This window comes from Vitreoscilla sp. C1 (genome assembly GCF_002951955.2).
Classification (GTDB): Bacteria; Pseudomonadota; Gammaproteobacteria; order Burkholderiales; family Neisseriaceae; genus Vitreoscilla; species Vitreoscilla stercoraria.
Genome location: NZ_CP019644.2, coordinates 1,500,228 through 1,515,513 on the forward strand (window position 1 = coordinate 1,500,228; position 15,286 = coordinate 1,515,513).

Sequence of the window (15,286 nt, forward strand, 5' to 3'; positions counted from 1 at the left end):
GGACGCTTGTTTTATTCTTACATTTAATGATTAAAAGTTTTTCGGGTCTTCCAAACGTTTCACTTCTGCGGCCAATTTTTCTTCATTCAATTTATCCAGACCCATTTCAGAAGCCTGACTGGTTTCTTTGGCATCAGCCACCACCAAACATTCAGGATTGTGCACCACAATTTGCTCTTTGCCTTGAGCATCTTCCGTCACCCAATACATCATGCCTTTGCGATTAAACACTTTGTGACACCATCTTTAATACCAACCTGAAAAACCTGTTTTGGGTTCATCTGGATTGTAATAAAACGCATTCATCACGCCCGGCAAACCCAAACCACAAACCAAGCCTGACAACAACACGCACACGAATGTGTAGCCGATTAAAATATCACTGTATTTGCTCAATGGTGGCATATTCGCCACCGCCAAAATCAACGCCAACGAAATGCCGCCACGCACCCCACCCCAAGATAAAATCGTCAAGCTGCCATTGTAACTTTGGCGTCTAATACTGCGAAATGGGACAAATGCCAAGAAATTGGCGGCAAATCGAGCCAGATGCAAAATCACAAAAGCCACCACGCCACCAATGAGCAAATCAACATGAAAATCAATGATGAACAACTCCATGCCAATCAAAGTGCACAAAAATGAATTAATAATGCCTTCTACCGTATGCCAAAAATGGTTCACTTCAGACACTTCTTGTTCAGACAAAATTTCTTGCCAACGATTACCCACCACCAAACCAGCAATCACACAGGCAATCGGACCTGAAGCATGGGCATACAAAGCCACCAAATACGAACCTGAAGCCAAAAACGCTGTCGACAAAATCAAAGATTCCATCTCATGTTTGCCTTTGAGCAAACGCAAAACAAACCAACCAAAAGCCAAGCCAATGATGACAGCAACCACAATTTCATATGCCAAAACACCCAAAGCGCCCACCACAGTGAACTCGCCACCTTTAATAACAGCCAAAATCGTCATGAACAAAGCGATACACACCGCATCATTGAACAAAGATTCGCCTTCTAGCTTCACCATCAAATGGTGAGGAGCTTTGACCGAACTTAACACGCCTTTGATACCAATAGGATCGGTAGCACCCAAGGCCGCGCCCAACAACAACAAAACCAACAAACCAACTTTGTGCCCTGTCGCGATTTGATAACCATACAAAGCCAAGCCAAAAAATACGGCACACAAAGCCAACGCAATGCTGGCCAAGATGGCAATCGGTTTGAAATATGTCTTCAAATCAGAAATTTTGAATTTCAATGCCGATGAAGTCAAAATAAAACAAATCACGCCATTGATTAAAAAATCATAAAAATCAATGCCTCTTACCGCATTTTCAATTTCTTTAATATTGATGTGCACAAAATCATTGTGACCAAACAAACTGACTGCCCATTGCAACAAAAACACCGCTACTGCCGATACAATCGGCACACCAATGGCAGCAGGCAAACCCAATACCCGCTTATTGAATAAAGTCGTGGCAATGGACAAGCCAAATACCACTGTGAACATTTGCAAAAAAGAATAACTGCCCATTTCCCATCCCCCTTAAAACCTGTCTTGACACCGAGCGACTTGATAACACCCAAAAAATTCAATTCAATTTCATTTGATTCAATATAAATGAGTTTATTTATACCCTGTCATCAGTCTTTTAACCATATTAGATTATTTATTTCATGTCTATCAAATCAATTTACCATCTTTCATTAAAACTTCATATTTGAAACACATCAAAAAAGCGTCCTGTAAATGTTTTACAGGACGCTTGTCACGCTTCAATCAATTGATCATAAAAGGACAATGAAATTCATGCGGTATTTTTTTCAAATCGGCAATAAAACACTGCCGCTGCCACAGACACCACTACCGATAAGAACAACACATAATACAATGCCCCAATCGGCGAATATTGACTCAACCATTGCACAATAGGCAAAGTCAAGCCACCGACAATGGCATAAGCGACGTTATAAGTGAAAGAAATACCTGTAAAACGCACAGGCGCGGCAAACATACGCACCATCAACAAAGGTACAACGCCGACAGAGCCTGCCACCAAGCCTAAGACGGCATAAGCGATGAAAATGCTGCTCTCACTCCAAACCCCCAAATGGGTGTAATACACATAAGCGGCAATGCCCGTGGCCACGCCTCCTATCAACATGCTCTTGCCACCACCAATACGATCTGCCAACCAACCGAACAGCACACAACCGACCACTTGCATCACAATGCCTGTGCTTTGCAATACAAACGCATCAGCACGCCGGTAGCCAAATGTACTGGTTAACAATTGCGGCATAGACAACAAAATCACCACCACACAAGCGGTCAAAAACCATGTGAACAACATGCCCAAGACCACTGAGACTTTGTAATTTTGCAAAATCTCTTTAACAGGCAAACCTTGGTACAACTGTTTGCGCTCTTGCATGGCTTTGAACACAGGCGTTTCTTTCAAATAAGAACGCAAATACATGGTTAAAAAACCCAACAAACCACCAATGATGAACGGAATGCGCCATGCCCAATCGTGAATTTGGGCTTCGGTAAAATTTTTGGCAATGGCCAAAGACATCAACGCACCCAATAAAATGCCAAACGACAAACCCGCAGTCAGCGTACCATTGGCAAAACCCACATGGCGTGGCGGCACATGTTCAGACACAAACGTCCACGCAGCAGGCACTTCACCACCAATGGCAATACCTTGCATCACCCGCATCAATAACAACAATAGCGGCGCAGCATAACCGATAGTTTCAAACGTCGGCAAAATACCAATCATCAAAGTCGGTACCGCCATTAAGAAAATAGACAAGGCGAACAAACGCTTGCGCCCAACCAAATCACCAAAATGCGCCATCACCACACCACCAAGCGGCCTGAAAAAATAACCTGCGGCGAAAATACCATAAGTATTGAGCATCGCCCAAAATGGACTCAGCGTGGATGGAAAAAACAACTCCGAAATGATTTTGGCGTAAAACACATAAATCACAAAATCATAAAACTCTAAGGCACCGCCTAAAGAGGACAAAGACAAAGTACGGTAATCTTCACGATTGAGATAACGGTTGCCATGCACGTCATCGTATTGGTCAACTTTTAATTGGGTCATATTGTGCTTTTAAGAAAAATAGTCAACGATTTCTCACTCTAAATAATACATTAAATGTATTTAAATTTCAAAATTTATAAAAATAATGAAATTTAATTTCAATTAAATATGTTTAAAATAAGATTTACAACAGAATATGTAAATTTATTTAAAAAATAAGTCAATCATAAGCCATCAAAATACGATGCAATCGTATTAAAAATACATATTAATAAAACATGGGGAGTCAAATTAAAAATTCAGTTGATTATTTTTTAATCAAAACACCAAATCATTGATATACCTAAACTAAACCATCTTATCAACACACTTATACACAGATTCTGTGCATGAATTGTGGACAAAATCAATCCTCTGTTTCTCAACACATACCTGCATTTGAAAAAAATCTAAAGCCTGAAAAAAATCCTTACAAATCCATACAGTTGACTCACTACCAAAACTATTTGGTCAAATTTTTATCTATTGTGATTGCCAACCACATCATGTTTACATGTTCAAAGGACTCAAATGCAATTGATTGACGCTTTACAACACCGCTCTGCCGTCAAACGCATGACAGGTGAAAAATTAGACCAAAACGTGGTTAACACTATTTTAGAAGCCGCTCGCCTAGCACCAACTTCGGCAGGCTTACAACCGTTTCACATCGTGTGCGTGAGCGATCAAACCTTAAAACAAGCATTGGCACCAGTGGCTTTTAACCAGCCACAAATTACCGAATGTTCGCATTTGTTGGTGTTTGTGTCGTGGGATGCGATGGACGATGCACGCATTGATCAACGTGATGCCGAAGCACGCACCATTCGCAAACAAGATGCGTCTGTAACCACCGAGACAATTCAAGGCTTGAAGGATTTGTTTGGCGGTTTTACCCAAGAGCAGCAATACCATCACTCAGCCAAACAAGCCCACATCGGCATGGGCGTGGCCATTGCTGCGGCAGCGCTGTTGGGTGTGGCTGCCACACCGATGGAAGGCTTTGACAAAGAAGGCATGGACCAAGTGTTGCATTTGTCTGAATTGGGTTTGAAATCGGTGACTTTGCTGGCGTTGGGCGTGCAAGACGTGGAAAACGATTGGTGGTCAAAACTTGAAAAAGTGCGCATGCCGATGGATGAATTTGTGATTATCAAACCATAATGGTCATGCTTAATGATGCCACCATAGGCGTTCTGTAAAGCTTTGACATAAATCGTCACCTTTGATGCTTAACCATAATCCAAAGCGTCCTGTAAACCTTTACAGGACGCTTTTAGCATATACATGACCTGCACAAAAAAACAGCCTGTTACCGAAGCAATCAGGCTGTAAAACCAAGCAAGCTTTCAATCAAATTATTTTTTACGCATCGGCGGCAAATCGGTACAAACGCCCAATGCCACTTCTGCTGCCATACCAATAGACTCACCCAAAGTTGGATGCGGATGAATGGTTTTGCCGATGTCTTCGGCATCACAACCCATTTCAATGGCCAAGCAAATTTCGCCTATCATGTCACCTGCGTGCGTGCCAACAATGCCACCGCCGATGATCAAGCCAGTTTCAGCATCAAAAATCAACTTGGTAAAGCCTTCGTCGCGGCCATTGGCAATGGCACGGCCTGAAGCTGCCCACGGAAACACCGATTTGGTGATTTTGATACCATCGCGTTTGGCGATTTCTTCGGTCACACCTACCCAAGCCACTTCAGGATCGGTGTAAGCCACACCTGGAATCACACGCGCATCAAAAAACGCTTTGTGACCGGCACAATTTTCCGCTGCCACATGGCCTTCGTGCACCGCTTTGTGCGCCAACATCGGTTGACCGACAATGTCACCAATGGCGTAAATGTGCGGCACATTGGTGCGTTGGGTTTTGTCAACATTGATAAAGCCGCGCTCGGTTACCGCCACGCCTGCTTTGTCCGCGCCAATCAACAAACCATTAGGTTGTCGGCCCGCTGCCACCAACACCAAATCATAACGTTGTGGCTCGGTTGGAGCTTTCGCACCTTCAAACGTCACGTAAATGCCGTCCTCTTTAGCCTCAACGCCCACCGTTTTGGTATTCAACATGATGTTGTCAAAGCGGTATTCGTTCATTTTTTGCCACACTTTGACCAAATCACGGTCCGCGCCTTGCATCAAGCCATCCATCATTTCCACCACATCCAAGCGTGCGCCCAATGTGCTGTAAACAGTGCCCATTTCCAAACCGATGATGCCACCACCGATAATCAGCATTTTTTCAGGCACGGCTTTCAATTCCAACGCACCCGTTGAATCCACAATGCGAGGGTCTTGCGGAATGAACGGCAATTGGGTCACGCGGCTGCCTGCGGCAATGATAGCGTTTTTAAAGGCCACCACTTTTTTGTTCGCGGTTTCGTCCTTGCCTGTGCCTGTGGTTTCGGTCACTTCAAAATGGTTGGCAGAAATGAACTGCGCATTGCCACGAATCACGTCCACTTTGCGCGCTTTGGCCATGCCAGCCAAACCTGTTGTCAGTTTGCCTATGACTTTTTCTTTGTAACCACGCAACATGTCGATGTCAATTTCAGGCTCAGCAAACTTGATGCCGTTGGCGGCCAAATGCTTGACTTCATCCATCACCGCAGCATTGTGCAACAAAGCTTTCGATGGAATGCAACCGACATTCAAACACACACCGCCCAAAGTCGCATAACGCTCAATGATCGCCGTTTTCAAACCTTGGTCGGCAGCGGCAAAAGCGGCTGAATAGCCACCAGGACCACCGCCCAACACCACCACATCGTACTCAGCTTCAGCGGCACCTGAAAAATTCGCTGCCGCTGGTATAGGCGCAGCTTCGGTTTTCGGTGCAGCTTCGGTTTGAGCAGCTGTCACCGCAGATGTGGATTCGGCTGCAGCAGCAACCTCAATCACCACAATCACACCGCCTTCAGAAATCTTGTCGCCCACAGCCACTTTGATTTCTTTGACCACGCCCGCTTGTTCAGCAGGCACATCCATGGTGGCTTTGTCGGTTTCCAAAGTGATTAAAGTGTCATCCACAGCCACGCTGTCGCCCACTTTCACATTCACGTCAATGATATCAACATTTTCGCTACCACCAATGTCAGGGACTTTTAATTCAATGAGAGCCATAATTACCTCTATTCATTTGTATTCAATTTTTCGGCACCAAAATACTGTTTGGTTGTTGATTCCTGCGCCGGTAATAAGTCATCAATAATTGTTCAAATTGCGGTTTGCTGTAATCTTTCACTCGGTTTACCAACATTTGCGAACTGGTTTGCTTGTATTTTCGATACACATCACGTTGTTTTTCACCTATTGGATATTGTTCTTTGACATAAAGATACTTGCTACCTGTATAAAAATGCAAAGTTACCGAAGCATAAACTTCTACCTGAATGGCTGCGACATTTTCCCATGCAAGATGGTAAGAAAGCGGTCTGTAAAGCGTCTGTACACAAATGCCTTCAGTGTTCAAAAACACATATCGAGGTGCTGCCAATATTCCTATATAAAAGCAGTAAAAACAACCAAACAACAATACCGTCCAAAACACCAAAAAAAACAACGCCAATAACACTGCCCAACTGCCATGGATCAAAGCCATCCACACCGTCCCAACATGAAAAGCAGTCATGTAGGCGGGAATCGCTGAAAATGCGATGAGAATCACAACCGCCCAACAAAGACAGAAGTAATGCGTCCATGAAAATTCAATCACAGTGGCTTCGTTGGTGTCTAAAGTCATCTGCAAACCTCATGTAAAGCAGTGTTATGACATCCGCTCCGCTCTATCAGATTGCCTTGTCAGGAGCATACAAATTAAAATGGTATTGTAATAAATTCAACCACTCATACTCGTCATAGCCGACCATTTTTTTGGGCAACTTATGTTGGAAAACATCATTTCGATTGGGCTGATAATAATCTTGACGCTGCCAATTATTCATAATCATAAGCCTGCTTCTGATACCAATAGCGATAACCCTTGCTAATAACAGATTTGTACCGAGGAAGATTGATATTGGATGGCAACGATGTCTTCCCATTTGAACAAATGAGAATTGCGTTTGTAAAAACTTTCTATCCAAATACCATGCTTATCGATATGAATCGCCGTCGCTGTATCTGCACAAACTTTACCCATGGCATACACAAAAAACCACAATAATAAAGCCCAGACAATCAAGATGACACTCACCCCAATTGCCATAGAGCTCCTCATGCTGCAAACAATGTATGCAAACAATGCTGTTCTGTAAAAAATAATGCAAGTCGGTATCGCTAAAAACAACAGCACCACGCCTACGCAACCATATTCAGAACGCTTAAAAGCCACTTTAATGACCGTATCTGAATCAAGTTGCATCATCTGCCCAATCCCATTCACTCAAGCAACACGATTTAAATTCAGCGAAACCATCTAACAAGCGTCCTGTAAGCGGTTACAGGACGCTTGTCCGTCTTACAAAATCACACGGCGGAAATCAGCCAACAATTGGGCGATGAACACCGTAAAGCGCATACCTGCCGCGCCATCAATCACACGGTGATCAAACGACAAAGACAATGGACACATCAAGCGTGGCGCAAACTCTTTGCCATTCCAAACAGGTTTCATTTGCGATTTGCACACACCCAAAATCGCCACTTCAGGCGCATTCACAATCGGTGTGAAGCCTGTGCCACCAATGCCGCCCAATGAAGAAATGGTAAAGCAAGCACCCTGCATTTCTTGCGGTTTGAGTTTGCCTTCACGCGCTTTTTTCGACAATTCAGCTAGTTCTTGTGAAATCTCTTTCAACCCTTTTTTGTCAGCATCTTTGATCACAGGCACGACCAAACCGTTAGGCGTGTCAGCGGCAAAACCGATGTTGAAGTATTTTTTCAACACCAAATTGTCACCATCCAAAGATGAGTTGAACTCAGGGAATTGCTTCAATGCCACCACAGAAGCTTTGATGATGAATGCCAAAGGCGACACTTTCACGCCTTCGCGTTCCCACTCTTTGTTGATGGTTTTGCGGAATTCTTCCAATTCGGTCATGTCCGCGTCTTCATTCACGGTCACGTGTGGAATCATCACCCAGTTGCGCGACAAATTTTGACCTGAAATTTTCTTAATACGGCTCAAAGGCTGAACTTCGACTTCACCGAACTTAGAAAAATCAATTTTAGGCCATGGCAACAAATCCAAACCACCGCCCAAAGACGCTCCCGCTGTGGCCGCAGGCACGCTGCCTGTCGCCATAAAACCTTTGACAAATGATTTGATGTCTTCCTTGGTAATGCGACCCTTGGCACCAGAACCCTTAACACGACCCAAATCCACGCCCAATTCACGCGCAAATTTGCGACTAGAAGGGCCTGCATGGGCTTTAGAGAAACCTGCTTCATCCACGGCTGCTGTCGATTGCAAAATCGTGCTTGAAGCGGCCACAGGTGGGTTGTTAGCAGTTGTCACCGTTGGTGCGGGCGCAGCAACAGGTGTTGCCACCGCCACAGGTGCCGAAACCACAGGCGCAACAGGTGCTGCTGTTTGAGATGATGTCGCAATCACAATAATGGCTTTGCCTTGGCTGACTTTGTCACCCACTTTGACATTCACCGCTGTGATGGTACCCGCTACTGTAGATGGCACATCCATGGTCGCTTTGTCGGTTTCCAAAGTGATCAAGGTTTCATCCAACGCAACCGTATCACCCACTTTCACAGGCACATCAATCACGTCCACATTTTCATGTCCGCCAATATCAGGCACTTCAATGCTCACTTCAGCAGCAGCCGAAGTTGAAACTGCTGCGGCTGCTTCAGCCACGGGAGCTTGGGTTGGGGCTGCAGCAGGTGGTGAAGGCTCAGCAACGGCTTCGCCACTTTCAATCAACACAATCACGCTGCCTTCAGAGATTTTGTTACCCACAGCCACTTTGATGTCTTTGACCACACCAGCCACATCAGTGGGAACGTCCATCGTTGCTTTGTCCGTTTCCAACGTGATCAAGGTTTCATCCACTGCCACGGTGTCGCCTACTTTGACTGACACATCAATCACATCCACATTTTCATGTCCGCCAATGTCTGGCACTTTGATTTCTACGATTTGACCCATCGAGATATTCCTTTAACGCTTAGCTCACTAAAGAGGCGTCCTGTAAATGTTTACAGGACGCAAGCCATTGATTAACGCAACCAGCTAGGGATCGCTTCGGCATCAATACCGTATTTGTCGATAGCCAAAGCCACTTGTTCTTTGCCAATCTTGCCTTCATTGGCCAAGCCATTCAAAGCGGCCACCACCACATGGTAACGGTCTACTTCAAAGAAGCGGCGCAAGTTAGCGCGAGAATCCGAGCGACCGAAGCCATCCGTGCCCAACACAGTGAAGTCAGCATCAATACCAGCACGAACACGGTCTGCAAACGAACGAATGTAATCGGTTGCCGCCACCACAGGACCTTCATGACCTTCTAATTGCGTGGTGATGAATGGCACTTTTTGCTCGCCTGTTGGGTGTAAACGGTTATAACGCAACACTTCTTGCAAATCACGATTCACCAAGTTAAATGACGTCACGCTCCAAATATCCGCATCAATATTGAAATCTTGTTTCAACAATTCTGCACCGCGAATCACTTCTTCCAAAATCACGCCTGAACCCATCAACTGTACTTTATGGTGTCCCGTGCCTTCAGCAGCTTGCAACAAATACATGCCTTTGAGCAAATCGGCTTTGACTTTTTCACCTTCTGGCAACGCTGGGTGTTTGTAGTTTTCGTTCATCACAGTCAAGTAGTAGAACACATCCTCATGTTCGTCATACATGCGACGCAAACCGTCCTGAACAATCACTGCCAATTCGTAAGCATAGGTTGGATCGTAAGAGATGCAATTTGGAATCAAGTCGGCCTGAATTTGACTGTGACCATCTTCGTGTTGCAAACCCTCACCGTTCAAAGTCGTGCGACCTGCGGTTGCACCCAACAAGAAACCTTTGGCACGCAAATCGCCCGCCGCCCAAGCCAAATCACCCACACGTTGGAAACCAAACATAGAGTAATAAATGTAGAATGGAATCATCGCGTAATTGCTGTTGGCGTAACTCGTTGCCGCCGCAATCCAAGAGCTCATCGCACCAGGCTCGTTAATGCCTTCTTGCAACATTTGACCTGATTCAGATTCTTTGTAGAACATCAATTGATCAGCATCTTGTGGCGTGTATTTTTGACCTTTAGGGTTCCAAATACCGTATTGACGGAACATGCCTTCCATACCAAAAGTACGGCTTTCGTCTGGCACAATCGGCACCACACGTTTGCCAATTTGCTTGTCTTTGAGCAAAGTACCCATGATACGAACAATGGCCATGGTGGTAGAGAATTCACGGTCACCTGAAGCTTTCAACTGTGCATCAAAAGCATCCAACGATGGTACTACCAATGGCGTTTTGTTCGCTTGACGGCTAGGCAAATAACCATTCAAAGCCTGACGACGCTCATGCAAGTATTGGATTTCAGGACTGTCGTCAGCTGGTTTGAAGTAAGGCACTTCACCTGCTTCCAATTGCGCATCGCTCACAGGAATGCTGAAACGGTCGCGGAATTTTTTCAGTGATTCCACATCCATTTTTTTGGCTTGATGCGCAATGTTCTGACCTTCGCCAGATGCACCCATGCCATAGCCTTTGATGGTTTTCGCCAAAATCACAGTCGGGCGACCATTAGCATTGGTGGTCGCTTCGTGGTATGCCGCATACACTTTATGAGGATCATGACCACCACGGTTCAACGCCCAAATTTCTTCATCTGACCAATTGGCAACCATGGCTTTGAGTTCTGGATAGGCGCCGAAGAATTTCTCACGCACATATGCACCATCTTTGGATTTGAAAGTTTGGTAATCACCATCCAAACAATCTGCCATGCGTTGCTTCAAGAAATTGTCTTTGTCTTGAGCGAGCAATGGATCCCAACGACCGCCCCAAATCACTTTCAATACATTCCAACCTGAACCGCGGAAATCACCTTCTAATTCTTGAATGATTTTGCCGTTACCACGCACAGGACCATCCAAGCGTTGCAAGTTACAATTGACCACAAAAATCAAGTTGTCCAAACCTTCGCGTGCGGCCAAAGCAATGGCACCCATGCTTTCAGGCTCGTCCATTTCGCCGTCGCCACAGAACACCCAAACTTTACGACCTTTGGTGCGTGCCAAACCACGAGATTCTAAGTATTTCAAGAAACGCGCTTGGTAAATGCCCATCAATGGACCTAAACCCATAGATACGGTTGGGAATTGCCAGAAATCAGGCATCAACCAAGGATGTGGATAAGACGACAAGCCATTGCCATCCACTTCTTGACGGAAGCTGTCTAGTTGCTCTTCGCTCAAACGACCTTCTAAGAAAGCACGTGCATACACGCCTGGTGCCAAGTGACCTTGAATGAAAACCAAGTCACCGTCTTCGTTTTCATTAGAAGCTTTCCAAAAGTGGTTAAAACCCACATCGTACAAAGTCGCTGCCGATTGATAAGAAGCGATGTGACCGCCCAATTCCAAATCTTTTTTACCCGCACGCAACACCACTGCTGCCGCATTCCAACGAATGATAGAACGCAAGCGGTGTTCTAATTCGTGATTGCCTGGCGACTTCACTTCTTTGCCTGTAGGGATGGTATTCAAATAAGCCGTTGTAGCGCTAAAAGGCAAATGTACGCCAGTACGACGTACTTCACGTACCAAGCGCTGCAAAATGTAATGTGCACGCTCAGGACCTTCATGTTTTAAAACCGATGCTAAAGAATCCAACCACTCTTGGGTTTCAATTGGATCTACATCTTTGAATTGCTCAGTCATATTTTATCCTTCAGCACTCAAAATATTCAAAAAACAACATTTTTCAAAAACCAGCTAGTGATATTCTATATTGAAAATAAAACAGTTCGTTTTCGTTCGATTTGTTACAAATGAGTATGCCATGAATACGGAATATATTTTTCAGTTTAAATTCAAAGAACTTAAGCTTTTATATGGCGTCAAAAAACTTTTGATGCACCGCAACATACTGTATTTTCAGAATTATCCTAGCAGCAATTTCCCACTCAAGCAATTGCTAAGTAAGCAGTTCAATCTAAAAAAAACTTGCTTATATTTGTCAATTTATAAGATTTTCACTATTGAATGAAAAAGAAAATGAACAAAATGAAACACATGGATATTATTAACATTTAAATAAAATTGAATCCAGATTCATATTTATTCATCAAAAAAAATAATCTGCCTGATTCATTCATGCAGATTATTCGTTTTTGTTCAAAACCGCTGTTTTATCTTCATTCAGTCTCATCCCTCCAGACTCTTTTTAACAAGATTAAAACCGCACCATCATTATTCACATGAGGCTCTGTATACGCCAAAACCTCAGGATGTTGCATCAACCAACGTCTCACCATATTTTTCAGTACAGGCGCAAAACCACGAGAGCCCAAACCACTGCCATGAATGATTTCACCGCAAGTACCATATTGACGCACATAATCAATAAATTCATTCAATACTTCTTGCGCTTCTTCCAAAGAATAACCATGCAAATCCAAAGTCGAAATCACCCGCAATTTACCTGACAACAATTTTTCAATGTCTTTGCGACCTTGACCGCCCTTAGAAAACTGCTTTGGTGGCGTCTCATCGGCTTCTTGACTGACATAGAAATAATGGTCTTTTTCTGCCAAATCCATGCGCTCGCTGCGCACACGCGTCGGCGTTTTGTCCACATAGCGTGGTGCACGATTAGGATCTTTCAAGCGCGTCACACCCGCCATGGCTTTGTCAAAGTCAAATACTTCGGCTTCTTTTTCTGCCTTTAAGATTGCCAATTTTTGCTGCTGCTCTTGCACTTGCTCAACTTTGGACTGTTTTCCCAAAGTTTCTAATAATTTTTTAAAGTCTTCCATCATCTGTTTTTCTACCATCATCCATATTGCGGCTAAGACAAAGCGGCCTCTGTCTCTTTTTGTTCATCCAGCTGTTCCACATCGTTTTGAGTATCATGATTTAAGCATGCTTCTTTGGGAGCATCCTCATTCGATTTTTCAACACCATTTGTTTGAACATCATCAGTCTTTGTTGTCGTTAATGATGCACTCACAGGCGCATGAATGCGACCTGTTAACAATTCCCAACCCAAACGCATACGGGCAAAACGCTCACGCACTTGCACTTTCAGGCCGCTTTCCACATCACGCGCATTATAAGCATGCGCCCGCACATTCAAATGGTGCGCCAATATCATCGAACGCTGGTTGTGAAACGCTTGTGAAATAATCAACCAATCGTCCATCAAACCTTGGCTTTGGGCATACAACACACTGTTCAAAGTCCGCTCGCCGCCTTTGTCCATCACAATACACATCGCAGGCACGCCCATCGTCTGCAAATCATAACGCATGGCTTCAGGCTCGCTATAATCTTCACCATTGTCCGTACCCGACACCACCACCACATCAATTTTACCTTGTTGGTATAACAGCGCCGCCGCTTCAATTCGGTATTTATAATAATGATTCACCGCACCATTGGCCAAAACGGGCGCCGTACCCAAGACCAAACCATAACGGTGGTAAGGCACATCCTCCACATCATCGTAAATATCCTTTCGGTGGCGCCATGTCACCCAACTGTCCCAAGCTGCTAACGTCCCTGCCAACACCACACCAGTTCCCACCAAAGCTTTGTAACGTTTTTTCATCCAAATCCCTTTTTCAAGTCAACTGAGTCGTTAAAATCGTCTTAGCCAAGTTAAGCTTTTGCTCACTGAATTCTGCCAAACAACATGAAACCACAGCTTGCCATCTTTTGACTAGAAGCAATCATGGCAAAATACAATATTAACATCTTAAACAAAAAATACCTGATTCTCAGACACAAGCGTCCTGTAAACCAGATAACAATACAAATTGCCTCTATAAATACCAGCCATACTCAAAAAACAATCACTTATTTCACCCAAACAAGCAATCTTTAAAATACAAACAATCTCTTTTCAAATCAAAGCTTAAAAAACACCTTTCATTAAAATTGAATTTTAATTAAAAAAATAATGGCTATCTTAACCAAAGACGAAATCATTCAAAAAACTCAAAATAGGCTCAAATCATACCCAACAACATTCCACATAAACAATCCAGCCAACCCAACCATTTGATGACCATACCAAAACAGCAAATTGTTGCATTGCACCGCTTTGACTCACAAAAAATATTTTCAATTCCCCCCTTGCCAAGCCTCAAATGCCGTGTGATAGTAAAGGCAGGTTCATACACAATATGCCGCGTCGGGTGTCCAGTGAACCGTTTATTTAGTGTTGGTGAATGGACATACGGTGCGGAAAAACAATCTTAGGAGCGCATTATGCGTAGACCTGTCATCGGCATCCCTTGTGATGTCAAATTTGTTGGTAGAGCGGATTTTCATGCCGCTGGTGAAAAATACATTGCTGCTGTACAAGGCGCTGTCGGCGATGTGGTGTTGCTGCCTGCTTGGGGCGACTTAGAAATCTTAAAACGTTTGTTGCCGCAACTAGACGGCATCTTCCTAACAGGCTCATTGTCCAATGTCCAACCACATTTGTACGGCAGCGACTTGGATGATGCCAATACCTTACTCGATGCCAAACGTGATCAAACCACTTTGCCATTGATTGAACATGTTTTAGACATCGGCATGCCTTTGTTTGGCGTGTGTCGTGGTTTTCAAGAAATGAATGTGGCTTTAGGCGGCACCTTGTATCAAAAAGTACAAGAAGTGGCAGGTTTCATGGACCACAGAGAGCCCGATAGCCTAGACCATGAAGTTCTTTATGCCGATGCCCACGATGTTCAATTGGTGCCTGGCAGCCATCTACAACAATGGATGAATGGCATCCATGTCACAACCGTCAATTCCTTGCATCAGCAAGGCATCCAAGATTTATCCCCTCGTTTGACTGCTGAAGCACATGCCCCTGATGGCTTAATTGAAGCCTTTCGTGTGACAGATGCCAAAACTTTTGCGTATGCAGTGCAATGGCATCCTGAATGGAAATACACTGAAAAAGCCGCTTCTGTCGCTTTATTCAAAGCATTTGCCGAAGCTTGTGAGCAATATGCCAGCACCAAATGAG

The 15,286-nt window shown here is 44.3% G+C and carries 12 protein-coding genes; 2 read left to right on the top strand and 10 right to left on the bottom strand.

The window, feature by feature from the left end; all coding sequences use genetic code 11:
• Positions 1-30: 30 nt before the first annotated feature.
• The 3 genes from ADP71_RS13025 to ADP71_RS07335 all read right to left on the bottom strand — a co-directional run bounded on the left by ADP71_RS13025 (position 31) and on the right by ADP71_RS07335 (position 3,142).
• The gene (locus tag ADP71_RS13025) at positions 31-231 is read right to left on the bottom strand and encodes a hypothetical protein (protein ID WP_237343003.1); all 201 of its coding nucleotides are present in this window, start codon (positions 229-231) and stop codon (positions 31-33) included.
• Between the two features lie 15 nt (positions 232-246).
• Positions 247-1,554 (bottom strand): cation:proton antiporter, encoded by a 1,308-nt coding sequence (locus ADP71_RS07330; RefSeq protein ID WP_237343004.1) that lies wholly within the window; start codon positions 1,552-1,554, stop codon positions 247-249.
• 274 nt (positions 1,555-1,828) lie between these two features.
• On the bottom strand, positions 1,829-3,142 hold the full coding sequence (locus ADP71_RS07335; protein WP_104931903.1) for an MFS transporter: 1,314 nt from the start codon (positions 3,140-3,142) through the stop codon (positions 1,829-1,831).
• 510 nt (positions 3,143-3,652) lie between these two features.
• On the opposite strand from ADP71_RS07335, the gene ADP71_RS07340 reads away from it, so the two are divergent.
• Complete coding sequence (locus ADP71_RS07340; RefSeq protein ID WP_104931904.1) at positions 3,653-4,285, top strand: nitroreductase family protein; 633 nt, start codon at positions 3,653-3,655, stop codon at positions 4,283-4,285.
• Positions 4,286-4,479: 194 nt separating this feature from the next.
• On the opposite strand, the gene lpdA is transcribed toward ADP71_RS07340, so the two are convergent.
• The 7 genes from lpdA to ADP71_RS07375 all read right to left on the bottom strand — a co-directional run bounded on the left by lpdA (position 4,480) and on the right by ADP71_RS07375 (position 13,873).
• Entirely contained in the window at positions 4,480-6,255 is a 1,776-nt protein-coding gene (gene lpdA / locus ADP71_RS07345; RefSeq protein WP_019957617.1) for a dihydrolipoyl dehydrogenase, read from the bottom strand.
• 22 nt (positions 6,256-6,277) lie between these two features.
• Complete coding sequence (locus tag ADP71_RS07350) at positions 6,278-6,874, bottom strand: hypothetical protein (protein WP_104931905.1); 597 nt, start codon at positions 6,872-6,874, stop codon at positions 6,278-6,280.
• Between the two features lie 243 nt (positions 6,875-7,117).
• Entirely contained in the window at positions 7,118-7,339 is a 222-nt protein-coding gene (locus tag ADP71_RS07355) for a hypothetical protein (protein WP_158667189.1), read from the bottom strand.
• Between the two features lie 252 nt (positions 7,340-7,591).
• Positions 7,592-9,235, bottom strand: a complete 1,644-nt coding sequence (gene aceF, locus ADP71_RS07360) for a dihydrolipoyllysine-residue acetyltransferase (RefSeq protein WP_104931907.1) — start codon at positions 9,233-9,235, stop codon at positions 7,592-7,594.
• A 71-nt stretch (positions 9,236-9,306) separates the two neighbouring features.
• Positions 9,307-11,982: a pyruvate dehydrogenase (acetyl-transferring), homodimeric type gene (gene aceE / locus ADP71_RS07365; protein WP_019957613.1), complete on the bottom strand. Its 2,676-nt coding sequence runs from the start codon at positions 11,980-11,982 to the stop codon at positions 9,307-9,309.
• 476 nt (positions 11,983-12,458) lie between these two features.
• Positions 12,459-13,100, bottom strand: a complete 642-nt coding sequence (locus ADP71_RS07370; RefSeq protein ID WP_019957611.1) for a Smr/MutS family protein — start codon at positions 13,098-13,100, stop codon at positions 12,459-12,461.
• Between the two features lie 11 nt (positions 13,101-13,111).
• Entirely contained in the window at positions 13,112-13,873 is a 762-nt protein-coding gene (locus ADP71_RS07375; protein WP_019957610.1) for a SanA/YdcF family protein, read from the bottom strand.
• A gap of 662 nt (positions 13,874-14,535) precedes the next feature.
• Here ADP71_RS07375 and ADP71_RS07380 point away from each other — a divergent pair.
• Positions 14,536-15,285, top strand: a complete 750-nt coding sequence (locus tag ADP71_RS07380; protein ID WP_019957608.1) for a gamma-glutamyl-gamma-aminobutyrate hydrolase family protein — start codon at positions 14,536-14,538, stop codon at positions 15,283-15,285.
• The last annotated feature ends 1 nt before the right edge of the window (position 15,286 follow it).